We start from the raw sequence: 22682 nt of genomic DNA on the forward strand, positions 1-22682 counted from the left end.
GCATGGGAATTATCAGGTGAAGTTCGTAAAGTATTTGTTCATCATTGCAATTTGTTGCTTTTTTTTGGGAATTGGCGCGATTTTTGGCCTCTATAAATACCTTGAACCGGAACTACCGGATGTTTCAACGTTAAAAGAAGTCAAACTACAGATGCCTATGCAGGTATTTAGCGCAGAGGGAGAGCTTATTGCTCAATTTGGTGAAATGCGCCGCATTCCGGTGACGCTAAAACAAATGCCGCCTCAGTTAATTCATGCATTTCTGGCAACAGAAGATAGCCGTTTCTATGAGCACCACGGTCTTGACCCTATTGGTATTGCCCGTGCGTTAGTCGTTGCCGTTGGTGCTGGTTCTGCCCAGCAAGGGGCCAGTACCATCACTCAACAGCTGGCAAGAAACTTCTTCCTTAGCCCTGAGAAAACCATTACTCGTAAGGCAAAAGAGGCTTTTCTGGCCATTCGTATTGAAAGATCGTTGACCAAAGATGAGATTCTTGAGCTCTATCTAAACAAAATTTATCTGGGTTCACGGGCTTATGGTATTGGCGCCGCTGCGCACGTCTATTTCGGTAAAGATGTCAGCCAACTGACGTTAAGCGAAATGGCGATGATCGCCGGTCTGCCAAAAGCACCATCCAGCTACAACCCGATCAACTATCCTGACCGGGCACTGGTACGTCGTCATACCGTGCTTTATCGTATGTTGGAAGAGAAATACATTACTCAGCAAGAGTACATGGAAGCTAAAAACTCACCGTTGGTCGCTAACTACCATGAACCAGAGGTGGCGTTTACCGCATCTTATCTGGCGGAAATGGTACGTCAGGAAATGATTGATAGATTTGGTGAAAATGCTTATACCGATGGTTACAAGGTTTACACCACGGTGACCAAATCCTTGCAAACAGCAGCAACCGACGCGGTGCGCAACAATATCATTGATTATGATATGCGCCATGGTTACCGTGGTCCTGAGCATGTGCTGTGGAAAGGGGCTGAAACCCCGTGGGAAAAACAGCAGATTGTTGATTTCCTGAAAGGCGTTTCCAGCTACGGCCCTCTTATTCCTGCTGTAGTGACAAAAACGGAAGGCCAACAGGCCACCCTAATGCTTCACGATGGCGAAGCTCTGACGTTACCGTTCTCGGCCATGCGCTGGGCCAGACCGTTTATTAACGATCGGGCAATGGGCGCCAGCCCAAGAAAAGTGACCGATGTGGTTAAAGCCGGTCAGCAAATTTGGATCCGTAAGAGCGGTGAGAACTGGGTATTATCACAAATCCCTGGCGTTAACTCTGCGTTAATCTCATTAGATCCACACGATGGTGCCATCAAAGCATTAGTGGGTGGATTTGATTTTAACCAAAGTAAATTTAACCGGGTCACTCAGTCCGTTCGTCAAGCCGGGTCTAATATCAAGCCATTCGTTTATGCCGCGGCATTGGATAAAGGGATGACCCTTTCTACATTGTTAACCGACTTGCCGATTACGCTAAACGTTGGTGGTGGTAAAACCTGGTCACCTAAAAACTCACCGCCTACGTATGCCGGCCCTCTGCGTTTACGGGTTGGTTTAGGTTTATCCAAAAACGTAATGATCGTTCGCGCAATGCGTGCTATTGGCGTGGATTATGCTGCTGATTATCTGCAACGTTTTGGATTCCCGGAACAAAACATTTCGCGAACTGAGTCATTAGCGCTGGGAGCGGCGTCATTTACCCCGCTGCAATTAGCGCGTGGTTATGCGGTATTCGCCAACGGTGGCTATTTAGTTGACCCTTATTTCATCGCCAAAATTGAAGATGATACTGGTGCCGTTATCTTTGGTGCTAAACCTAAGGTGGCCTGTGGCTTTACCTGCGATATTCCGGTGATTTATGGCGCAACGGCAAAATCTCAGGCGCTGGTTAGTAACACCGTTGACCTGCGCAGTCCGGAAGATGCCGCAGCAACTGCAGCGGCTCTTGCTGCGGCAGCTACGGCCAATCCAGAACCTGCAGATCCTGCTGATGATAGTTCAGACGATGTCGATCCATTAACTGAGAATGCAGTTAACAATATCGCACCAGTACCAAATCTGGCGAAAATTGATCCATCTAAGGTTCCACCGGCAGATCCTTATGCCCCTCACGTTATCAGCTCTGAGTTAGCCTTCCTGGTACAGGATGCATTGAAGAGTGATATCTCTGGAGAACCAGGTGGTGGTTGGAACGGTACCGGTTGGCGTGCGGCAAGGGATCTAAAACGTAATGATATCGGTGGTAAAACCGGTACCACTAACAGTTCAAAAGATGCCTGGTTCTCTGGTTTTGGCCCATCCACCGTGACGTCCGTCTGGATTGGCTTTGACGATCACCGCCGTGGATTAGGTCGTGGTGAAGCGGGTGCGCAGAGTGCTCAGCCAGCCTGGATTAACTTCATGAAGGTTGCGCTAAATGGCTTACCGGTACAGACTACACCACAACCAAAAGGCATTATCAGCGTGACTATCGATATGTCGACAGGACAACTTCCTGGTGGTGGCCGTAGCCGTTCAGAATACTTTATTAAAGGTACTGAACCGACCGCTCGAGCTTACTCTGAAGTTGGTACAACGGTAACCGACAGCGGTGGTAACACCCATGAACTGTTCTGATTAGTATCGTTAATGTAAAAAGGCCGTTCAACTGAACGGCCTTTTTATTGTTTAATTTATTGCTACAATTCAACTCTCTGCCGCAGATATTCCCGGGCTAGAAACAGAGCACTCACATTACGCGCTTCATTAAAATCCGCTTCATGAAGTAAGTCCATCATGGTTTCCTGCGGCCAGGTCACCAACGTCAGCGGTTCCGGCTCATCCCCTTCCAGTTTCTGGGCATACAGATCTTCGGCCAATACAATAGTCATGGTGCTGGCAAAATAGGTTGGAGCCAGTGTCAGCTTTGATAGTATGGTCAGCTTTTTCGCACCATAGCCAATTTCTTCCATGAGTTCGCGATTAGCGGCAACCAGTACATCCTCATCTGGTTCTACCAAACCTTTAGGAAAACCCAGCTCATAGTCTTCAATGGCGACGGCATATTCACGAATTAATAATATATCATTACCGTTTACAGGAACGATCATCACCGCCTGACGACCTTCCGGTAGCAGACGTTCGTAAACCCGGTTTTCTCCATTGCTGAAAGCTAAATCAACTGACTGAATACGAAACATACGAGAACGAGCAATGGTCTCAACGTTTAGTATCTGGGGTTTTTGCTGCACTTTACTCATTAATGAGACCTCGGGGGTAATTCCTTTCATACAATAATAATGTTAGCTGGCTTATACTTATTATTACTGACAATATGAAACATTTATATGACAATATTTTGGAAGTGGCCCGCAATTCATATTACTGGTTTTGTATTCTGGCTGATACCACTTTACTATAAGTAAATGTTTACATCTGCTTTTTGATACCATCGCCAACTAAATATAAGATAGTACGGATAAACAAAAAATGATGCGCTAAAAATGTGCAGATAAGAGAGTCTCTGACAGTTACTTTTTGAAGAGAAATTTAACCCTTATTGATTAACCAATATATGACAGAATGGCAGGCCAACGAGTGAGAGTTATCCATGTTACCCAGTAATGATCTAAGCATATTCACCATATTATTGCTTATCATTTTTATTGCGCTGTCCGGCGTAGGGTTTTATCAATGGTTTATCCGTTGGAGAGCAAAAAACAATCAATCCCAAACCAGTCATCTGCCTTTTGTACACAACAGTACCCGTAAACTATCAACAGATGAAACGCAGGCCATCAGCGAATATCTGGAATATCTGGAAAAAGTGCGTAAAGAGGGAAATAAATCCGGAAATTTCCTCAAATCATCCCTGATGCCATACAGCGATAATGTTTACGCTTCTAATTCTCCTATTATGTCGCTACCGTCCCCTGACGATACAGAGAATATAAAGCGCTATTACATTGATGGTATTGAAATTTATTTAGAATCTGAATGGATTGAGTATATTGAGAATACTAATCAGGTTGAAATCGTCAAAACACAAACTATTCCGCTGGCTATCTCGCTAAATGGCCATAAGCTGACTGACTTTGTGCAATCCAAACGCCCTACCAGTGATACAGCTACGGCACCTCAACTCAAACATCCGGCACCAAAAGATAAAGAAAACAGTGATAATGTCGAGTTAATTCGTTTACGTAAAGAGACCACGGCTGAATACAATTTGAAGCCGAAAAAGAAGGTGTATGAATCCCTCATTATCGTCCTCTCTTACATTATCTTGTTCTTTAGCCTGATTAGTTCCACTGAAATTTTACCCTGGCTAGTGGCTCTGGCGATATTACTGTTAAGTATCGGCATCTGGCGCATGTTTCGCAGCGAGTTAAAGCAAACTCAATACAATATCCACTGTTTACGCGGTATTCCCAAACGCTGGGGACTGTTTGGTGAATCGGATAACGGTCAGTTAACCAATATCTCTATTGGGGCTATCGACCTGATTTATCCGCCGCATTGGCAGCCTTATGTAGGTTACGATCTCGATCATAAAACCAATATCGATATTTATCTGAATCGTTATGTCGTGAAGCAGGGAAAATTCCTCTCACTACACAATGAATCGGTTAATTTTCCGCTGTTCCACTGGGGAAAAAATCTGGTGCTGGCGCTTTCTTCTCTGCTGGTTATCATTTTATTATTGACGTCAATCCCCATGAAGCGCCCTTTGGAACTCAGTCTGGCCTTGCTGGACGGCTCAAAAAATATCAATGTGACCACACCTGAGCAGCTTAAGGCTTCGCAGCTTGAAATCGGCGATCACTTAACCGTTCAGGGTTCCGGGATGTGCAGTATTCCAGCCATTTACCGCAGTGATATTCTTTATCCGTTTATGCCTTTTGACTGTACGGAAATGTATTGGGGTTCAGCTAATTTACCTTCTCTTCCTTCATCTGAAGTGATTGATAACGCGATTGCACTGCTGGATACCATGAACTACCAGCTTAATCCGTTAAATAATCAGGCGATAAAAAACAATCCTGACCTGGCCAGAACCGCTGAACGTGCCGGTATGACTGTAGTTCCAGACTTTTCAGACATTGTGCTAAAAACCGAGAATTTATGTAAATATTCCGGTGACTGTCGCCGGTTAAAGGCATCATTGTTAATTCTCAGCAACGAAAAAGACTGGGATGAGCTGGTAGAGAAATCACAGGTCCATTCACTGAAAGATACTGATGTTTTCCTTCGCCCTGTAGCCGCAGATACGCTTCGTTCACAGGTTAACTCTATTGTTTCCTCATTCTTCTACAGCCAGACTCATCAGGCGGCACAGGCGTTATACAATAAGCCTAAAGGCGGATTTTATATTCGTAATGACGATGATGAAAAACAGATGGTGGACGGTGACGAAATCAAAGAGTTGACCCATCCAAATATTCCACTGGACACGCTGTACGACAATACAGCGATTAAGCAATGGTTTGAGTTACAACGCCTGTCGAATAAGCTACTGAATGCTCACTTCAGCTCCAGCGGTATAGTGATTGATATTCAGCCTATTGAGAATGGTACCATCAAGATTTCACTGCACAGTGAGTCCAGTCTGGTGTCATTCTGGCGTTATGTGGGCTCCAGCATGCTGTTTATCATTATGTCCTTGAGCCTGATTTATAACATCACGCTATTAATTATTCGGTTACGTAAAAACGCCCATCGAACAGAAAAAATTCAGGCATACTACGATCGCTGTTTCGCCAAGGATTTCAGACACACCGTTCAGCAAAGCTAATACCAGCCACTCACTCTTAGGGCGAAATACCTTGATTTATTGTATTTCGCCCATATGTTGAAGTATCGGCAATTTTCATCCCCGTTTCATGCTCCCGGCAAGTGTAATAGCCAAATAGTCTATTTCATCTCTTGCCGGAGTCACTCAGGAGAATCAGTGATGGCAAACCCACCCGAAGAACAGGATATTCGGCTCGATAAGTGGCTTTGGGCTGCGCGTTTTTATAAAACCAGAGCCATTGCCAGAGAGATGGTTGATGGTGGCAAGGTTCATTACAACGGTCAACGCTCCAAACCCAGTAAACTGGTTGAAGTCGGTGCCGAAATTCGCCTGAGACAGGGGAACGATGAAAGAACCATCATTGTTAATGCCTTGAGTATGCAGCGTCGGGGAGCCAGTGAGGCGCAGCAGCTTTACCATGAAACACCAGAGAGTGTGACTAAAAGAGAGAACATTTCTCAGGCACGCAAGCTGAATGCGCTAACCATGCCTCATCCGGATCGCCGCCCGGACAAGAAAGAACGCCGTAATCTGATAAAATTTAAATATGGTGATGATGAATAATCTCCAGATGTTTTGAGAATAGCCATCGCCCTAACGAGAGAAAACACATGCAAAACGCAGATCTGTTACACCGCTATTTATTTGAAAAACATGATGTTCGGGGTGAGCTGATCTCGCTCAGTGATACCTATTGTCAAATTCTTGAGAACCATGATTATCCAGTTGCAGTACAGCGTTTACTGGGTGAAATGCTGGTTGCCACCAGCTTACTGACCGCTACGCTAAAATTTGATGGTGATATCACCGTTCAACTTCAGGGTGATGGTCCGGTTAAACTGGCGGTTATTAATGGCAACAATCTACAAGAGATGCGCGGTGTTGCCCGCCTTCAGGGCGAGGTAAGCGATAACTTCACACTAAAACAAATGATTGGTAATGGCTATCTGGTTATAACCATCATTCCTAAAGAAGGTGAACGCTATCAGGGCGTGGTAGGTCTGGAAGGCGAAACCGTTGCAGAATGCATTGAAGCCTATTTCCTTCAGTCCGAACAGTTGCCTACTCGCCTGTTTATCAGAACCGGAGCTTATCAGGGACAAGCTGCTGCTGCTGGTATGTTATTACAGGTTCTTCCTGCTCATAAAGGTAACGATAGCGAGTTCGAACATCTGGCAACGCTGACGGAAACTATTAAAGGAGAAGAGCTCTTCTCACTGAATGTAGAAGAAGTTCTGCGCCGTTTATATCATGAAGAAGATGTCACGCTGTTCGATGGCCAAAAGGTTAGCTTCCATTGCACTTGTTCCAGAGAGCGCAGTGCACAAGCGCTGATGGCGCTTCCACAGGATGAAGTTGATTCCCTGATTGCGGAAGAAGGACATATTGATATCCACTGTGATTATTGCGGCAACCACTATCTATTTGAAAAAATGGATATTGATGCCTTACGGTTAAATGGCAGCACCACGTTGGAAAACGACACTCGTCATTAATACACGCTTTGCCGGGAATGAAATATCGTTGTTCCCGGCATTTTTATCTTTATTCTCTGCTCATATCCCTTCGTTAATCGCTTCACCTCTCAATTACCGAGATGTGGATCGCATCTTCTAGCAAAATTTAGAACAATGTGTCGATCCTTGATAGTTATCTCAGTCACCGTCAGGAAAGCCTTTACAATAAACATCAGTATTCATCTTTTTAAGGAAAAATTATGAGCACAACCCGTATCACTCCCCAAGTTCTTACTACCTACGGTATCCAAGACGCCACTGAGATAGTGTACAACCCAAGCTATGATTGCCTGTATAAAGAAGAAACTCGTCCTGATTTACAGGGATATGAGAAGGGAACAGTAACAACCTTAGGTGCTGTAGCAGTAGATACCGGTATTTTCACCGGTCGCTCACCAAAGGATAAGTATATCGTTCGTGATGACACCAGCCGTGATACGGTGTGGTGGGCAGATCAGGGCAAAGGTAAAAACGATAATAAACCTATCACTCCTGCGGTCTGGGCCGAACTGAAAAAACTGGTTGCAAACCAACTTTCGGGCAAGCGTCTGTTTGTCGTCGATGCTTATTGCGGTGCTAACCCTGATACCCGTCTGAAAGTACGCTTTATTACTGAAGTGGCATGGCAAGCCCACTTTGTGAAAAATATGTTTATCCGCCCAACGGATGAAGAGCTGAAAAATTTTGAGCCAGACTTTATCGTTATGAATGGCGCAAAATGCACCAATCCTAACTGGAAAGAACAGGGTCTGAACTCTGAAAACTTTGTAGCTTTTAACCTGACAGAACGCATCCAACTGATTGGCGGTACCTGGTACGGCGGCGAAATGAAGAAAGGTATGTTCTCCATCATGAACTACCTGCTGCCATTAAAGGGCATTGCGTCTATGCACTGTTCTGCCAACGTGGGTGATAAAGGTGATGTGGCAATATTCTTCGGCCTGTCCGGTACCGGTAAAACGACGCTTTCCACCGATCCAAAACGTCAGTTAATTGGTGACGATGAGCACGGCTGGGATGATGATGGCGTATTCAACTTTGAAGGCGGCTGCTACGCAAAAACCATCAAACTCTCCCAAGAGGCTGAGCCTGATATTTATAACGCTATCAGACGTGATGCCCTGCTGGAAAACGTAACCGTACGTGCCGATGGCAGCGTAGACTTTGATGATGGTTCAAAAACCGAGAATACTCGCGTTTCCTATCCGATCTATCACATTGAAAATATCGTTAAGCCAGTTTCTAAAGCGGGACATGCGAAAAAGGTTATCTTCTTAACCGCTGATGCATTTGGCGTTCTGCCTCCGGTGTCTAAGCTGACGCCTGACCAAACCCAGTACCACTTCCTGTCTGGTTTTACTGCCAAACTGGCAGGTACTGAGCGCGGTATTACAGAACCAACACCGACCTTCTCCGCCTGTTTTGGTGCTGCATTCCTTTCATTGCACCCAACTCAATATGCAGAAGTATTGGTGAAGAGAATGAAAGCATCTGGCGCACAAGCCTATCTGGTTAACACCGGCTGGAACGGTACTGGTAAGCGTATCTCGATTAAAGATACCCGCGCCATTATCGACTCAATCCTGAACGGTGAAATCGAGAACGCAGAAACTATCCAACTGCCAATCTTCAATCTGGCGGTTCCAACCTCTCTGCCGGGCGTAAACCCAGCGATCCTGGATCCGCGCGACACTTACGCCAGTGAAGCAGAATGGAAAGAGAAAGCAGAAAAACTGGCAGACCTGTTTGTCACTAACTTTGATAAATATACCGATACTCCAGCCGGTGCAGCACTGGTTGCGGTTGGTCCAAAAGTGAAGTAATGCTGATTAGCGGTTAGTTAACTATAAAGGCGCCAATTGGCGCCTTTATAATTTGATAGTTCCGCGGTATTCCCTGAACGACAATCAAAGCAATTCCTCAGCTCGACTTTCCATCAGGTAAATTCTCACGCTCAGCCCACCTCGTTCACTGGTGCCCATCATGATTTCACCGTCATGGCCATCAATAATGCGACGTAAGATAGATAACCCCAAACCTGTGCCGCTAATACTGCGGGCGCTATCACCCCGAACAAAGGGCTGAAATAACATTTCTAACTGCTCTTCAGGAATACCGGGGCCATCATCGTCTACCTGAAACCAGACTCGGCCCTCTTCCCTACCGCTGCTAACCTTAATCCACCCGTTACCGTAGCGGGAAGCATTAACAATCAGATTAACAATCGCACGTTTAATGGAGAGTGGATGAATATTGGCAATCAGTTCACCGTGATATAACTCAGTAGCAATCTCCTGATCCAACCCACTGGCAGACACCACCTCAGCCAAAATAATATTGATATCACCGGGCTCAGTACGCTGTTCTCTGCCGGTGCTCAGATAATCAATAAACTGCTCAATAATGGCATTACACTCTTCAATATCTTTATTAATCGATTCCGCCAGATAATCTTCTTTCGATCCCATCATCTCAGTTGCCAGACGAATTCGGGTTAATGGCGTTCTCAAATCATGGCTAACACCGGCCATCAGTATGGTGCGATCGTTATCTAATTGCTTAACTCCGGAAGTCATGCGGTTGAAAGCCCGGGTGACCGAACGCACCTCAGATGCGCCATACTCTCGTAATGGCGGCGGCGTCATCCCCATCCCAACCTGCTGAGCGGCATGTTCCAGATCCGCCAGCGGTCGGTTTTGAATACGAATAAACAGCCAGGCGCCGCCAATCACCATCAGAATAATGGCCAGAGTATAGCGAAACAGTGGGGCAAACTCCCCCTGACGTATTTCAGTCAGAGGCACACGGACCCAAACCTTCGGAGAGAGTTCAGTCTTCAACCACACTACCGGAGAGTGGTTCCCTAACTGGATACGAACCTCTGTGGGTCCATCAAGCTGTTGCGACATCTGCTTACTGAGAAAGTCATAGCGCTGCGACCAGCGCAACCCACTCTCTTCAGCAGAAGCATCAGTATGTAATGAAATCCCCAATTCCCGATACATCTCTTGCTGGAATTGGGGCGGAATAATCAGGTAAGTTCCATCCTCAAGCTTTAAACGGTCGGTCATTAACATCCGTACTTCATAAGCCAATACTTTATTAAACTGCTTAATACTTGGCAAAATGGCAAAGTTCAGCACGACAAAGTAGGTTGTCACCAGACTGATAAACAGCAAGGAGACTATCAGCAATAATGTACGAGCAACCGCACTGCGGGGAGGAAACCGCCAAAAAATCATGCAGCGCTACCGTCCGGCACAAAAACGTAACCTAATCCCCATACGGTTTGGATATAACGCGGGTGTGCCGCATCTTCCTCCACCATACGACGCAGGCGAGAAATCTGGACATCGATAGAGCGCTCCATGGCACTATATTCACGGCCACGGGCCAGATTCATCAGTTTATCCCGGGATAACGGCTCTCTCGGATGGCTTACCAAGGCTTTCAGTACCGCAAATTCACCGCTGGTTAACGGCATTGGCTCATCATCTTTAAACATTTCGCGCGTACCGAGGTTTAGCTTGAACTTACCGAATACAATAACGGCTTCTTCCTGAGATGGCGCTCCGGGCAGTTCATTGGCCTGACGACGTAACACTGCACGAATTCGGGCCAATAGCTCTCTTGGATTAAATGGTTTCGGAATATAATCATCCGCACCAATTTCAAGACCGACGATACGGTCAACTTCTTCACCCTTGGCGGTAACCATAATAATAGGTATCGGATTACTCTGGCTGCGCAGACGGCGGCAAATGGATAATCCATCTTCACCGGGGAGCATCAAATCAAGTACCATCAGGTGGAAAGACTCCCGGGTTAATAACCGGTCCATCTGTTCGGCATTAGCAACGCCGCGTACCTGAAAGCCCTGCTCGGTAAGATAGCGCTCTAATAAACTACGCAGACGCATATCGTCATCAACGACCAGAATCTTATGATTCTCTTGCATGATTTCGCTCCAAAGGTTTCCTGTGAACAGCTAAACTCAAATCTCAAATAGGTTTAGCTGAGACAACATAATTTGCATAACTGACACGGGAAAATTGTTACAAAGATTAATCACTGTAAACTTGTGTCTGGTCAGCGCCATAACGCCCGCCGATAAACCCTTATTATCCGCGTGATTTACCGATTTTAAAAACCGTTCTATTCTTCAAAGGGTTGATAACGAATATCTAACACCCAATAGCTAACCCGGCCATTCGGTGTTTCCACACTCACTTCATCATCCACTTTTTTACCAATCAGCGCCCGAGCCACCGGCGAATCAATAGAGATCCATTTTTTTGCCGGATTAAATTCATCAGGCCCCACCAGCCGGAAAACGTTGGTCTCCCCCTCTTCGTTCTCCACCTGAACCCAGGCACCAAAAAATACTTTACCTTCCTGCTGAGGATTTGGGTCAACAATCTTCAGTACTTCCAGACGCTTAGTCAGAAATCGAACCCGGCGGTCAATTTCACGCAACCGTTTCTTACCATAGATGTATTCAGCGTTCTCAGAGCGGTCTCCCATCGCTGCGGCTTCAGACACAGCCTGAGTCACGACCGGACGCTCTTCACGCCATAAATACTTCAATTCCTTGTCCAGCGCTTCCCAGCCCTGACGGGTGATGTAATTACTTTTTGCCATTAGATTCTCTGCACTTCAAACTATTTCAAATTGTAGCTTAATCAAAATGTTTTCACCTTAGTTTATAGTGATTCAGCAGGCCTTGTGTTGGTTTCTTCTGGCATTTTTATTCAGTAATCCGTATAACGACTCTAATTTTTCACTCAGACAGATATAGGGTTTATGAATAATCTATTAAGTCGCACTATTGCCAATGAGCTACAGGTAAGACCTGAACAGGTTCTGTCCACCATTAACTTATTAGATGAGGGCAACACGGTTCCCTTTATTGCCCGTTACCGTAAAGAGGTCACTGGCGGACTGGATGATACTCAACTCAGACAGTTGGAAACCCGACTGGTCTATCTGCGCGAACTGGAAGACCGTCGCCAGACGATTCTGAAATCCATTGACGAGCAAGGCAAACTGTCAGACGAATTGGCTTCCGCTATCAATGGCACCATGAGTAAAACCGAGCTGGAAGACCTCTACCTACCCTATAAACCTAAGCGTCGCACTCGTGGACAGATCGCTATCGAAGCCGGTCTGGAGCCATTGGCAGATTCATTATGGCAAGACCCGCAGCAGGATCCCGAACAGGCCGCGCTGTCTTATGTCGACAGTGACAAAGGCGTAGCGGATACTAAAGCCGCACTGGATGGTGCGCGTTATATTCTGATGGAGCGCTTTTCAGAAGATGCAGCGTTGCTCAGCAAAATACGTGAATACCTGTGGAAGAATGCTTATCTGACCTCCCGCGTACTGGAAGGCAAAGAGCAGGAAGGAGCAAAATTCCGCGATTACTTTGCCCATCAGGAGCCGATATCTGGAACCCCTTCTCACCGTGCGCTCGCCATGTTCCGTGGCCGTAATGAGGGTATTTTGAGCCTGTCTCTGAATGCCGATCCGCAACATGATGAACCACCGCGTGAAAGCTATTGTGAGCAAATTATTACCGACCATCTGAACTTACGCCTGAACAATGCACCAGCAGATAGCTGGCGTAAGGCGGTAGTTAACTGGACATGGCGCATCAAAATTTTGATGCACATGGAAACCGAACTGATGGGCAGCCTGAGAGAGCGGGCTGAAGATGAAGCCATCAACGTTTTTGCCCGTAATATGCAAGATTTATTAATGGCGGCCCCAGCGGGAATGCGTGCCACCATGGGTCTGGACCCGGGCCTGCGTACCGGTGTGAAAGTTGCCGTGGTTGATGCAACCGGTAAGCTGGTCGCTACCGATACCATTTATCCACATACCGGTCAGACCGCCAAAGCGGCTGCGATTGTTGCAGCGCTCTGCATCAAACATAACGTAGAACTGGTTGCCATTGGTAATGGTACGGCTTCAAGGGAAACGGAGCGCTTCTATCTGGAGCTGCAACGCCAGTATCCGGAAGTAAAAGGTCAAAAAGTTATCGTCAGTGAAGCGGGAGCATCGGTTTATTCCGCTTCTGAGCTGGCCGCTCTGGAATTCCCCGATCTGGATGTATCTTTGCGCGGAGCCGTTTCTATCGCCCGTCGCCTGCAAGATCCGCTGGCAGAGCTGGTTAAGATTGAGCCGAAATCTATTGGTGTTGGTCAGTATCAGCATGACGTTAGCCAAACGCTGCTGGCCCGCCGTCTGGATGCGGTGGTTGAGGACTGCGTAAACGCCGTTGGCGTTGATCTGAATACCGCTTCTGTTCCTCTGTTAACCCGCGTTGCCGGTTTAAGCCGGATAATTGCACAAAATATTGTCGACTGGCGTGATACTCACGGCCGCTTCAATAACCGTAGCCAGTTAATGGACGTTAGCCGCTTAGGGCCGAAAGCGTTTGAACAATGTGCGGGCTTCTTGCGTATTAATCAGGGTGATAACCCTCTGGATGCGTCAACAGTTCACCCGGAAACCTATCCGGTCGTTGAGCGTATTTTACAGGCAACACAGAAAACCCTGCATGACCTGATGGGTAGCCCTGATGCATTGCGCGGTATCAAAGCCTCTGACTTTACCGATGATCGTTTTGGTGTACCTACCGTTACCGATATTCTAAAAGAGTTGGAAAAACCGGGCCGTGACCCACGCCCTGAATTTAAAACCGCTAATTTTGCTGAAGGGGTAGAAACCCTGAACGACCTTAATATCGGTATGATCCTGGAAGGTACAGTCACTAACGTGACTAATTTTGGTGCGTTTGTGGATATTGGTGTACATCAGGATGGTCTGGTGCATATCTCTTCGCTGGCCGATAAGTTTGTTGAAGACCCGCATACCGTGGTCAAAGCCGGGGATATCGTTAAAGTCAAAGTGATGGAAGTCGATCTGGACCGTAAGCGTATCGCCCTGTCTATGCGCCTGGATGAACAACCCGGCGAAGGTAGCAGCCGGAAATCTGTGCCAGCTGACAACGATAGCAGACCACAACGTCGCTCCGCACCGCAGAAAGCAAAACCAGCCTCTGGCGGTAATAATAGTGCCATGGGTGATGCTCTGGCTGCGGCGTTGAATAAAATGAAACGCTGATAGAAGTGTAATAAATTATCACGGCTGCCGATGAAAAAATATTTTCTGACCGCAGCCGCGATTATTATTCAGTTTGATATAAATCAAAAAATACACATTAATCTATTTAACCACTGCATTATTAACTTTTAGGATAAATAGTAATAACAAATTTAGCCTAATCACTTATTAAATAAGCTTAATTTATTTATTTCAGTTGTTAATTAATAGTCATCCCACTCATCCTTTTAACGGATACGCAGCAATGTCAGTTAAATTAATCGCAATGTAATCAATGCATTAAAAATCACACTTTTTGATCGCCACCTCAATCTACGAGTCGCTCTCTATTATTCCCACTTATATTGGTGGACAAAGGTAGTAATAATTATTTACGCTTAGTGAACCTCATGGCATTGTTTACGATAATCATTATTAATAACATTAGCATTGAGGACATAAAAAATTGCGTAAATGACGGGATGATACGGTTTATCGCAGGAAGCAGGATTCAGAATATCATTTATTGCTAAGTCCCATTTTCAAACAAATCTTATGCTGTTATTAACATGAGTTAAGGTTACCCAGAACGTTATGATTCCACTACAACCTCAGTGCTCATACAAAATCACCGGGTTCACTCCTGAGATTAATCCTGCATATCGTCAAAAATTGCTGTCTCTCGGATTATTACCCGGTTCGGTATTCCGCGTTATTCGCGTAGCGCCATTAGGCGATCCTATTCAAATCGAAACACCACGGGTGTGTTTAGTGTTACGCAAGAAAGACCTGAATTTTATTAAACTCGCACTGGTTGAATAAGTTAAAACCGGTTCGATAAATAGAAGTATTACTCACTTTTATCTCTTTTTGGCTAAAAAATGAAACAACTTACTATCGGGTTAATCGGTAACCCAAACTCAGGTAAAACCACGCTGTTTAATCAGCTCACTGGCTCACGTCAACGCGTAGGGAATTGGGCCGGGGTTACCGTCGAACTTAAGGAAGGCCATTTCAAAACCGATAATAGTCAGATAACGCTGGTGGACTTGCCGGGAACCTACTCATTGACCACTATCTCTGAGCACACTTCCCTTGATGAGCAAATTGCCTGTCATTATATCCTGAGCGGTGAAGCCGACCTGCTTCTCAACGTAATGGATGCCTCCAACCTGGAACGTAGTCTCTACCTGACGCTTCAACTATTGGAATTGGGGATCCCCTGCATTATCGCTCTCAATATGCTGGATATTGCCCATGACCAGCATATTGAAATTGATATTGAAGCCTTATCTAAAAAGTTAGGCTGCCCAATTATTCCGCTGGTTTCCACCCGGGCCCGGGGCCTGAAAGAGTTAAAATCGGCCATTGATAAACTCCAATTCAACCAGCATCAATCGTTAATTACTTATCCGGATGTCGTTGAAGAACAAGCCGCTAAGCTGGCCAGCCTGATGCCATCCCAGTTGCCGGATCAACAAACTCGTTGGCTGGCACTGCAAATGTTAGAAGGCGATATTTATAGCCGGTCGTTGTCCGGAGCTGCAGAAGCGCAGCTAACTCAGGCTCGCTCTGTGCTGCAAGAGCATTATCAGGAAGACCCGGGGCTAATTATTGCCGATACCCGTTATCAAACCATTGCCGCCATTTGCCACGATGTACATAACCTGAGTCAGGCGCAACCGAGCAAGCTAACCCAGACGTTAGATAAAATCGTGATTAACCGCTGGCTCGGATTACCTATCTTTCTGTTTGTCATGTATCTGATGTTCGTGTTAGCCATCAATATCGGTGGCGCACTGCAACCGCTGTTTGATGTTGGCTCTGCCGCCATTTTTATCTCCGGCATTCAGTGGGTTGGTCACACCCTGAACTTCCCTGAATGGCTGACAATTTTTCTGGCGCAGGGTATTGGCGGTGGTATTAACACCGTATTGCCATTGGTACCACAAATTGGCCTGATGTATCTGTTCCTCGCATTTCTGGAGGATTCTGGTTATATGGCTCGCGCAGCCTTCGTGATGGACAAACTGATGTATGCACTGGGATTACCCGGTAAATCATTTGTTCCGCTGATCGTCGGCTTTGGCTGCAACGTTCCGTCTATTATGGGTACCCGTACTCTGGATGCACCGCGGGAGCGTCTAATCACCATATTGATGGCTCCGTTTATGTCCTGCGGTGCACGACTGGCGATATTTGCGGTGTTCTCCGCTGCTTTTTTTGGCAAAGATGGTGCGCTGGTGGTCTTCTCGCTGTACCTGCTGGGTATTGTGGTTGCCATTCTTACCGGACTGATGCTGAAATACACCATTATGCGCGGTGAATCGACGCCATTTATTATGGAGTTACCGGTTTACCATGTTCCTCACGTTAAAAGCCTGTTGCTGCAAACCTGGCAGCGTCTGAAAGGTTTCGTGTTACGTGCCGGTACGGTCATCGTTATCACCAGCGTATTAATCGGTGGCCTTAACAGTTTTTCATTTTCCGGCAAACCGGTGAATAACCTGAATGATTCCGCGCTGGCCTCTACCAGTAAAGTACTAACGCCGCTGCTTCACCCTATTGGTGTGACTCAGGATAACTGGCAGGCTACCGTTGGTTTAATTACCGGAGCCATGGCAAAAGAAGTGGTGGTCGGTACATTGAATACCTTGTACACCGCAGAACAGATTACCAACGAACCATTCGACTATGAAAACTTCAATCTGTTAACCGAGCTGGAAGGTGCAGTGGCAGAAACTTGGGATAGCCTGAAAGGTACGTTTACCCTTAGTGCATTAAGCAACCCAATTGAAGCCAGTAAAGGCGATGGCGAGATGAATGGCACCTCAATGGGTGTTATGAGCAGCAAGTTTGGCAGTATTTCCGCTGCCTATAGTTACCTGATCTTCGTACTGCTTTATGTTCCCTGTGTTTCCGTTATGGGGGCGATAGCCCGCGAAAGCAGTAAAGGCTGGATGATGTTCTCTATCTTCTGGGGACTAGATATCGCCTACAGCCTGTCAGCGGCTTTCTACCAAATCGCCAACTTCTCTGCTCATCCGCAGCAAAGTACCGTGATTATTGCCGCTATTGTGATATTTAACCTGCTCCTGATGTACGCCCTGTACCATTTACGCGATAGGGTAACCACCAGAATGCCAAAGGCAGCAACGGAAGCTTGTTGTAAAAATAAAGCAGGGCATTGTCACTAAAATGGTCAGCTTAATTGCTATCCGCGATGCTATTGCCCTGCAGGGCATTGCGGAATTAAACCAGCTCAGTCGTCAGTTTGACCAGCCTCCGGCATTGATGCAGGCTATGTTAAAACAGCTGGAAACGATGGGAAAAATTGAACGCGTAGAAGCAGACAGCAGTTGTCTGATAGGCAACTGTAAGGACTGCCCTGACGGCAAAAAATGTCTGACCGAAGCCTACAGAATCAAAAAGCATATCTCAGCCTGAATACACCCAAGCCCCCGACCATCCTCTAAACCGGATCCCCTGACGAGTGTTGGCGAATAAAATTCATTATCTGATGACAAAACTCATCCGGATGAGAGATAAACGGCGCATGGGCCGCACGATTAATCATAACGGAACAGGATTGCGGCCATAACGCATCCAGTTGAGGGATAATTCGTCTTGGTACTAACCCATCAAGGGAACCATATATTCGCAGCAAAGGCACAGGTAAATTAACCAATGCCTGACGCAAATCATTCTCTGCCAGTAAACGCAGGCCACCGTGTAACACGCTGACTTCCGGCATAGGGCAACTCAGTACCACCTGGTTTAATTTTTTTGCATCATTACCAGCATCAGGTGCACCCAGAGTTTGTAACGCCATAAACTGAGCGACGGTTTGTTCGAAATTCCCACTGAGCTGCTCTTCAAAACCACGTAATACATCGGCCCGAATACCCGGCCATTGTTCTGCATCTCTGGCACAAAAACAGGGTGAAGAAGCCACGCTAATCAGAGCCTGAACGCGCTCTGGTGCGATTAACGCTATTTTACTGGCAACCAGTCCACCCATTGACCATCCGAGCCATACCGCCTGCTGAGGTGCTTTTTCCAGCACCACCTCTGCCATCTCGCGCAAACTGAGTACACCAAATCCCTGACTGCGGCCATAGCCGGGTAAATCCACCAGATGAAGTCGAAAATACGGCGCAAGTCTGTCAGTAATGCAACGCCAAACCTCGGCATTCAGTCCCCATCCGTGCAACAGCACAAGATCGAGTTTACCTTCGCCAAAAGTCCGCCAGTAAAGTGATGTCATGAAGTAAAGTCCATTAAGCGAGCCCGTCAGGGAAAACCAATCAAGGAAAGATAACTTACTATGCCGTTTATCGATAGCTTATGCTGGCTCTGTCAACGCCCTCTGGCAATCGCACAACAGGGTATTTGCAGTATCTGTTTGAGCCTGTTACCCCCATTACCCAACTGTTGCCATCGCTGCGGCCTGCCAGCAGAACCGCTATTGCCATGCTGTGATGAGTGCCGACGAAAGCCTCCGGCCTGGTCACAGCTTATTGCCGTCAGTGATTACTGCTATCCGGTGAAACACTTTATCACCCGACTGAAATTTTATGGAGAGGATAAATATGCCCCTCTGCTTTCACGTCTGTTGCTGCTAAGCTGGCTCAATGCTCGCCGCAACCGACAGCTCAAACGCCCACAGTTATTGCTTACCGTACCATTACATCATACTCGTCACTGGAAACGAGGGTTTAATCAGACAGCGCTGATTGCCCGTCGCCTGGCCCGCTGGGTTAATGTTCCTTATCGTGAAGATATTCTTATTCGCCAACGCGCTACGCCTCCCCAACAAAACCTGACGGCCGAACTGCGCCAGCATAATCTAACCAACGCCTTCTCTTGTATCGGTGATATACGCGGCCTGCATATCGCCTTACTGGATGACATCGTTACTACAGGCAATACGGTGGCAGAAATCACTCATTTGTTATTGCATCATGGGGCCGCGTCAGTACAGATTTGGTGTTTATGTCGAACCTTGAAGAGTGAGGGTAAATAGGCGTATTATATCCGACAAGAAAGGTCAACTACTGAGTATGTCATGATTACAATTACTGATTCGGCACAATCCCACTTTAAAAAATTACTGGCTAATCAGGAAGAAGGCACGCAGATCCGTGTTTTCGTGATTAACCCTGGTACACCTACCGCTGAGTGTGGCGTATCTTATTGTCCGCCGGATGCGGTTGAAGCCAATGACACTGAACTTAAATTTAACGAGTTCTCTGCCTATATTGATGAAATTAGCGCGCCTTACCTGGAAGATGCCGTCATTGATTTTGTGACTGATCAACTGGGTGCACAGCTTACGCTGAAAGCGCCAAACGCTAAAATGCGTAAAGTTGACGATGACGCGCCTTTGATTGAGCGCGTTGAGTATATGCTGCAATCACAAATTAACCCTCAGTTGGCCGGTCACGGTGGTCGCGTTTCTCTGATGGAAATTACTGATGAAGGTTATGCCATTCTGCAATTCGGCGGCGGCTGTAACGGCTGTTCAATGGTGGATTACACGCTGAAAGAAGGCATTGAAAAAGAACTGCTCCAGAAATTCCCTGAGTTGAAAGGGGTTAAAGACCAAACCGAGCATGAGAGTGGTGAGCATTCTTATTATAAGTAATCGTTAAAAAGGGGCCGATGGCCCCTTTTTAATACCTACTAATTAATATTCAGAGAATATTCCGGCCGTAATTATAAAGTGCTTATATCACTGTCGTGCCCGGCCGGAAGATCGTTTGTACTTAGCTGTAGAGTGCGTCGGGCCTAGTCCGCCTAGGGGCGCTCCGGCAGCTAAAGCTGCTACGACCCCAACGGCGCCCTCTCCCTCCGATTAGCTTAAGCTATGCTAACAAAAAAGGGCCATTGGCCCCTTTTTGATTCATTCAGAAGATAAAACTATTCCGCGTACTGCTGCTTTCTGCCAGCAACATCCGCCAGCCATGCGGCGACGCGTTGTTTTTGGCTTTCGTCCAGCCACATGCCCATCTTGGTACGACGCCAGATGGCATCATCCAGATTGTGCACCCATTCTTTAGCAACCAGATACTCCAGTTCAGCTTGATACAGGTTGTGACCAAAGTCTTCACCTAAATCGGCCAGACTGGTTTTATTTTCCAGAATCATCTCACTGCGCGAACCATAAGTATGAGCATAGCGAATCGCCAGACTGTCCGGTAACCAGTTATATTTGCGGCGTAATGCTTCTGCATAACGATTACGATCAGTTCCCATACCGCCACCAGGCAATACGCTGTTTTTGGTCCAGGCTGGGCCAATGCCAGGGTAGTAGTTAACCAGTTTTTCCATCGCGTGCTCAGCCAGTTTGCGGTAGGTGGTTAACTTACCGCCAAAGACGGACAGTAACGGTGCTTTACCTGCATCGTCAGCGACTTCCAGCGTATAGTCACGGGTTACCGCCTGTGGAGAGTCAGACTCATCATCACACAGTGGACGCACACCAGAATAAGTCCAGACAACATCGTCTTTAGCTAACTGCTTTTTAAAGTGATCGTTATAAACCTTAAGCAGGTAATTCACTTCATTATCATCAATTTTCACATCCAGAGGATCGCCATGATATTCCACATCAGTAGTACCGATAATAGAGAACTCACCCAACCATGGAATAACAAACACAATGCGGTTATCTTCGTTTTGCAAAATATAGGCTTGTGGTTCGGAATGAACCTTACGCACCACAATATGGCTGCCCTTAATCAGGCGAATACCGCGTGGAGACTTAAGTTGTAAGCCATCATCATAAAATTGTTTCACCCAAGGGCCGGTCGCATTCACTAAACCTTTCGCACGCCAGGTCAGCACTTCACCACTGATTTCATCCCGGGCTTCAACCACCCAGATCCCCTCTTCACGCCATGCGCGAGTCACTTTAGTTTGGGTGCGAACTTCGCCACCGCGTTCAACCACTTCAAGGGCATTCGATACCACTAAACGCGCATCGTCTACCCAGCAATCAGAATATTCAAAACCACGAGTTAACTCAGGTTTTAACACTGAGTCTGGACCAAACTTCAGGCCATTACTGGCCGGTAAGCTGGTACGTTTACCCAAGTGATCGTAAAGAAACAGCCCCGCACGAATCATCCAGGCCGGACGCAAATGCGGCTGATGCGGTAAACGAAAGCGCAGAGGGAAAGCAATATGCGGTGCCAGACGTAACAATACTTCGCGTTCAGCCAATGCTTCACTGACCAGACGAAATTCATAGTGTTCCAGATAACGTAATCCACCATGAATCAGCTTGGAACTGGCTGATGATGTAGCGCAGGCAAGATCTTTAGCTTCCAGTAGTAAAACGGAAAGCCCACGCCCGGCAGCATCCGCAGCAATACCAGCACCATTGATCCCTCCGCCGATAACAATTAAATCTTTGGTTTCCATTTTATCTACCTCAGCATGCTCGAAAGAGCTTTTTATGTTCGAATTCGAGCATTATTGTAGATGAAAACAAACAAACTAGCCAGTAATTAACCAAATAAAAACATTAACGCGTGATCTCAATAACATTATATCCACAACATTATAAAGGTTAATTCGGGCCAATATTATCAACTGTTATATAATTAGCATTATCACCAAAAAGTGATGGGCATCATTTCAGGAGCTGCTATGAACAAATCTATGCTGGTCGGGATTGGCTTTGGTATTGCGATTGCATCAGGTATTACCGCTATTGCTTCCGATGGTATGCGCCTTTTTTCTACTCAGCCAAAATATGCTGAAGTCATTTCTGTTACTCCCGTTAAAGAAACCATTAAGACGCCTCGTCAAGCGTGCCAGGATGTCACCGTAACGCATAAAAAACCGGTGAAAGACCAACATCAAATTGCAGGTTCAATTTTAGGTGCGGTGGCTGGTGGGGTACTTGGTCATCAGTTCGGTGGAGGACATGGCAAGCAACTGGCAACCATTGCTGGCGCAGCGGCAGGTGGCTATACCGGTCATGAGGTTCAGGGACATTTACAAAATACGGATACCTATACCACCTCAGAAAAACGCTGTAAGACCGTGCAGGATAGTTCAGAGAAGATTCTTGGCTACGATGTGGCTTATAAGGTAGGAGACAAACCGGGGAATATCCGTATGGATCACCAACCCGAAAAACAGATCCCTTTGGATGATAAAGGCCAACTAATAGTCGCGGTGCCAGTCACTCAGTCAAAATAGCGTTTTTAACGTCAACAGGCCGCATCATACAACGGCCTGTTGAGTTATTCGT

Annotated in this window: 18 protein-coding genes; 12 read left to right on the forward strand and 6 right to left on the reverse strand. The window is 46.5% G+C overall.

Translation table 11 applies throughout. From position 1 onward, the window contains the following. Positions 1 to 16 precede the first annotated feature (16 nt). Entirely contained in the window at positions 17 to 2635 is a 2619-nt protein-coding gene (locus tag EKN56_RS18835) for a PBP1A family penicillin-binding protein (RefSeq protein ID WP_130593191.1), read from the forward strand. 62 nt (positions 2636 to 2697) lie between these two features. Here EKN56_RS18835 and nudE read toward each other — a convergent pair whose 3' ends face one another. Continuing rightward, positions 2698 to 3258, reverse strand: coding sequence for an ADP compounds hydrolase NudE (gene nudE / locus EKN56_RS18840; protein WP_130593192.1), 561 nt, complete (start codon positions 3256 to 3258; stop codon positions 2698 to 2700). Positions 3259 to 3608: 350 nt separating this feature from the next. Between nudE and EKN56_RS18845 the strand changes: the two genes are divergently transcribed. The 4 genes from EKN56_RS18845 (at position 3609) to pckA (ending at position 9132) form a co-directional block, all read left to right on the forward strand. Then, a complete protein-coding gene (locus EKN56_RS18845; RefSeq protein ID WP_130593193.1) occupies positions 3609 to 5792 on the forward strand; it encodes an IgaA/UmoB family intracellular growth attenuator in 2184 nt (727 codons plus the stop codon). A gap of 159 nt (positions 5793 to 5951) precedes the next feature. Beyond that, positions 5952 to 6356, forward strand: a complete 405-nt coding sequence (gene hslR, locus EKN56_RS18850; RefSeq protein ID WP_130593194.1) for a ribosome-associated heat shock protein Hsp15 — start codon at positions 5952 to 5954, stop codon at positions 6354 to 6356. A gap of 47 nt (positions 6357 to 6403) precedes the next feature. Next, the gene (gene hslO, locus EKN56_RS18855) at positions 6404 to 7288 is read left to right on the forward strand and encodes an Hsp33 family molecular chaperone HslO (protein WP_130593195.1); all 885 of its coding nucleotides are present in this window, start codon (positions 6404 to 6406) and stop codon (positions 7286 to 7288) included. A gap of 221 nt (positions 7289 to 7509) precedes the next feature. Then, on the forward strand, positions 7510 to 9132 hold the full coding sequence (pckA, locus tag EKN56_RS18860) for a phosphoenolpyruvate carboxykinase (ATP) (protein WP_130593196.1): 1623 nt from the start codon (positions 7510 to 7512) through the stop codon (positions 9130 to 9132). A gap of 84 nt (positions 9133 to 9216) precedes the next feature. Here the strand turns inward: pckA and envZ are convergent, their stop codons facing one another. The 3 genes from envZ to greB form a co-directional block, all read right to left on the reverse strand. Further along, positions 9217 to 10551 carry a two-component system sensor histidine kinase EnvZ gene (gene envZ, locus EKN56_RS18865; protein ID WP_130593197.1) on the reverse strand — a complete coding sequence of 445 codons (1335 nt, stop codon included), beginning with the start codon at positions 10549 to 10551 and terminating at the stop codon, positions 9217 to 9219. Continuing rightward, a complete protein-coding gene (gene ompR / locus EKN56_RS18870) occupies positions 10548 to 11267 on the reverse strand; it encodes an osmolarity response regulator transcription factor OmpR (protein ID WP_130593198.1) in 720 nt (239 codons plus the stop codon). Before ompR ends, envZ begins: the two co-directional genes overlap by 4 nt. Positions 11268 to 11464: 197 nt before the next feature. Further along, positions 11465 to 11950 carry a transcription elongation factor GreB gene (greB, locus tag EKN56_RS18875; protein ID WP_130593199.1) on the reverse strand — a complete coding sequence of 162 codons (486 nt, stop codon included), beginning with the start codon at positions 11948 to 11950 and terminating at the stop codon, positions 11465 to 11467. A 162-nt stretch (positions 11951 to 12112) separates the two neighbouring features. Between greB and EKN56_RS18880 the strand changes: the two genes are divergently transcribed. The 4 genes from EKN56_RS18880 to EKN56_RS18895 all read left to right on the forward strand — a co-directional run bounded on the left by EKN56_RS18880 (position 12113) and on the right by EKN56_RS18895 (position 17863). Continuing rightward, on the forward strand, positions 12113 to 14437 hold the full coding sequence (locus EKN56_RS18880; protein ID WP_130593200.1) for a Tex family protein: 2325 nt from the start codon (positions 12113 to 12115) through the stop codon (positions 14435 to 14437). Positions 14438 to 15013: 576 nt separating this feature from the next. Beyond that, on the forward strand, positions 15014 to 15238 hold the full coding sequence (feoA, locus tag EKN56_RS18885) for a ferrous iron transporter A (RefSeq protein WP_130593780.1): 225 nt from the start codon (positions 15014 to 15016) through the stop codon (positions 15236 to 15238). Positions 15239 to 15297: 59 nt separating this feature from the next. Beyond that, the gene (gene feoB / locus EKN56_RS18890) at positions 15298 to 17613 is read left to right on the forward strand and encodes a Fe(2+) transporter permease subunit FeoB (protein ID WP_130593201.1); all 2316 of its coding nucleotides are present in this window, start codon (positions 15298 to 15300) and stop codon (positions 17611 to 17613) included. A 1-nt stretch (position 17614) separates the two neighbouring features. Further along, entirely contained in the window at positions 17615 to 17863 is a 249-nt protein-coding gene (locus tag EKN56_RS18895; RefSeq protein WP_130593202.1) for a FeoC-like transcriptional regulator, read from the forward strand. Between the two features lie 25 nt (positions 17864 to 17888). Here EKN56_RS18895 and bioH read toward each other — a convergent pair whose 3' ends face one another. Then, on the reverse strand, positions 17889 to 18683 hold the full coding sequence (gene bioH, locus EKN56_RS18900; protein ID WP_130593203.1) for a pimeloyl-ACP methyl ester esterase BioH: 795 nt from the start codon (positions 18681 to 18683) through the stop codon (positions 17889 to 17891). Positions 18684 to 18743: 60 nt separating this feature from the next. Here bioH and EKN56_RS18905 point away from each other — a divergent pair, with 60 nt between their 5' ends. Together EKN56_RS18905 and nfuA are read left to right on the forward strand one after the other, a co-directional pair. Next, entirely contained in the window at positions 18744 to 19442 is a 699-nt protein-coding gene (locus EKN56_RS18905; protein WP_130593204.1) for a phosphoribosyltransferase family protein, read from the forward strand. Between the two features lie 42 nt (positions 19443 to 19484). Then, a complete protein-coding gene (gene nfuA, locus EKN56_RS18910; protein ID WP_130593205.1) occupies positions 19485 to 20063 on the forward strand; it encodes a Fe-S biogenesis protein NfuA in 579 nt (192 codons plus the stop codon). Positions 20064 to 20338: 275 nt separating this feature from the next. On the opposite strand, the gene glpD is transcribed toward nfuA, so the two are convergent. Further along, entirely contained in the window at positions 20339 to 21844 is a 1506-nt protein-coding gene (glpD, locus tag EKN56_RS18915; protein ID WP_130593206.1) for a glycerol-3-phosphate dehydrogenase, read from the reverse strand. 228 nt (positions 21845 to 22072) lie between these two features. On the opposite strand from glpD, the gene EKN56_RS18920 reads away from it, so the two are divergent. After that, positions 22073 to 22630: a glycine zipper 2TM domain-containing protein gene (locus EKN56_RS18920; protein ID WP_130593207.1), complete on the forward strand. Its 558-nt coding sequence runs from the start codon at positions 22073 to 22075 to the stop codon at positions 22628 to 22630. The last annotated feature ends 52 nt before the right edge of the window (positions 22631 to 22682 follow it).

The sequence above is a fragment of the Limnobaculum zhutongyuii genome, from assembly GCF_004295645.1.
GTDB classification, from domain to species: domain Bacteria; phylum Pseudomonadota; class Gammaproteobacteria; order Enterobacterales; family Enterobacteriaceae; genus Limnobaculum; species Limnobaculum zhutongyuii.

What these genes read in the sequence shown, in the direction of transcription:
- hslO (WP_130593195.1), top strand. Translation starts at nt 6,404, where the DNA reads ATGCAAAACGCAGATCTGTTACACCGCTATTTATTTGAAAAACATGAT.
- hslR (WP_130593194.1), top strand. Translation starts at nt 5,952, where the DNA reads ATGGCAAACCCACCCGAAGAACAGGATATTCGGCTCGATAAGTGGCTT.
- glpD (WP_130593206.1), bottom strand. Translation starts at nt 21,844, where the DNA reads ATGGAAACCAAAGATTTAATTGTTATCGGCGGAGGGATCAATGGTGCT.
- ompR (WP_130593198.1), bottom strand. Translation starts at nt 11,267, where the DNA reads ATGCAAGAGAATCATAAGATTCTGGTCGTTGATGACGATATGCGTCTG.
- nudE (WP_130593192.1), bottom strand. Translation starts at nt 3,258, where the DNA reads ATGAGTAAAGTGCAGCAAAAACCCCAGATACTAAACGTTGAGACCATT.
- EKN56_RS18905 (WP_130593204.1), top strand. Translation starts at nt 18,744, where the DNA reads ATGCCGTTTATCGATAGCTTATGCTGGCTCTGTCAACGCCCTCTGGCA.
- EKN56_RS18845 (WP_130593193.1), top strand. Translation starts at nt 3,609, where the DNA reads ATGTTACCCAGTAATGATCTAAGCATATTCACCATATTATTGCTTATC.
- EKN56_RS18895 (WP_130593202.1), top strand. Translation starts at nt 17,615, where the DNA reads ATGGTCAGCTTAATTGCTATCCGCGATGCTATTGCCCTGCAGGGCATT.
- EKN56_RS18920 (WP_130593207.1), top strand. Translation starts at nt 22,073, where the DNA reads ATGAACAAATCTATGCTGGTCGGGATTGGCTTTGGTATTGCGATTGCA.
- pckA (WP_130593196.1), top strand. Translation starts at nt 7,510, where the DNA reads ATGAGCACAACCCGTATCACTCCCCAAGTTCTTACTACCTACGGTATC.
- bioH (WP_130593203.1), bottom strand. Translation starts at nt 18,683, where the DNA reads ATGACATCACTTTACTGGCGGACTTTTGGCGAAGGTAAACTCGATCTT.
- greB (WP_130593199.1), bottom strand. Translation starts at nt 11,950, where the DNA reads ATGGCAAAAAGTAATTACATCACCCGTCAGGGCTGGGAAGCGCTGGAC.
- EKN56_RS18880 (WP_130593200.1), top strand. Translation starts at nt 12,113, where the DNA reads ATGAATAATCTATTAAGTCGCACTATTGCCAATGAGCTACAGGTAAGA.
- envZ (WP_130593197.1), bottom strand. Translation starts at nt 10,551, where the DNA reads ATGATTTTTTGGCGGTTTCCTCCCCGCAGTGCGGTTGCTCGTACATTA.
- feoB (WP_130593201.1), top strand. Translation starts at nt 15,298, where the DNA reads ATGAAACAACTTACTATCGGGTTAATCGGTAACCCAAACTCAGGTAAA.
- nfuA (WP_130593205.1), top strand. Translation starts at nt 19,485, where the DNA reads ATGATTACAATTACTGATTCGGCACAATCCCACTTTAAAAAATTACTG.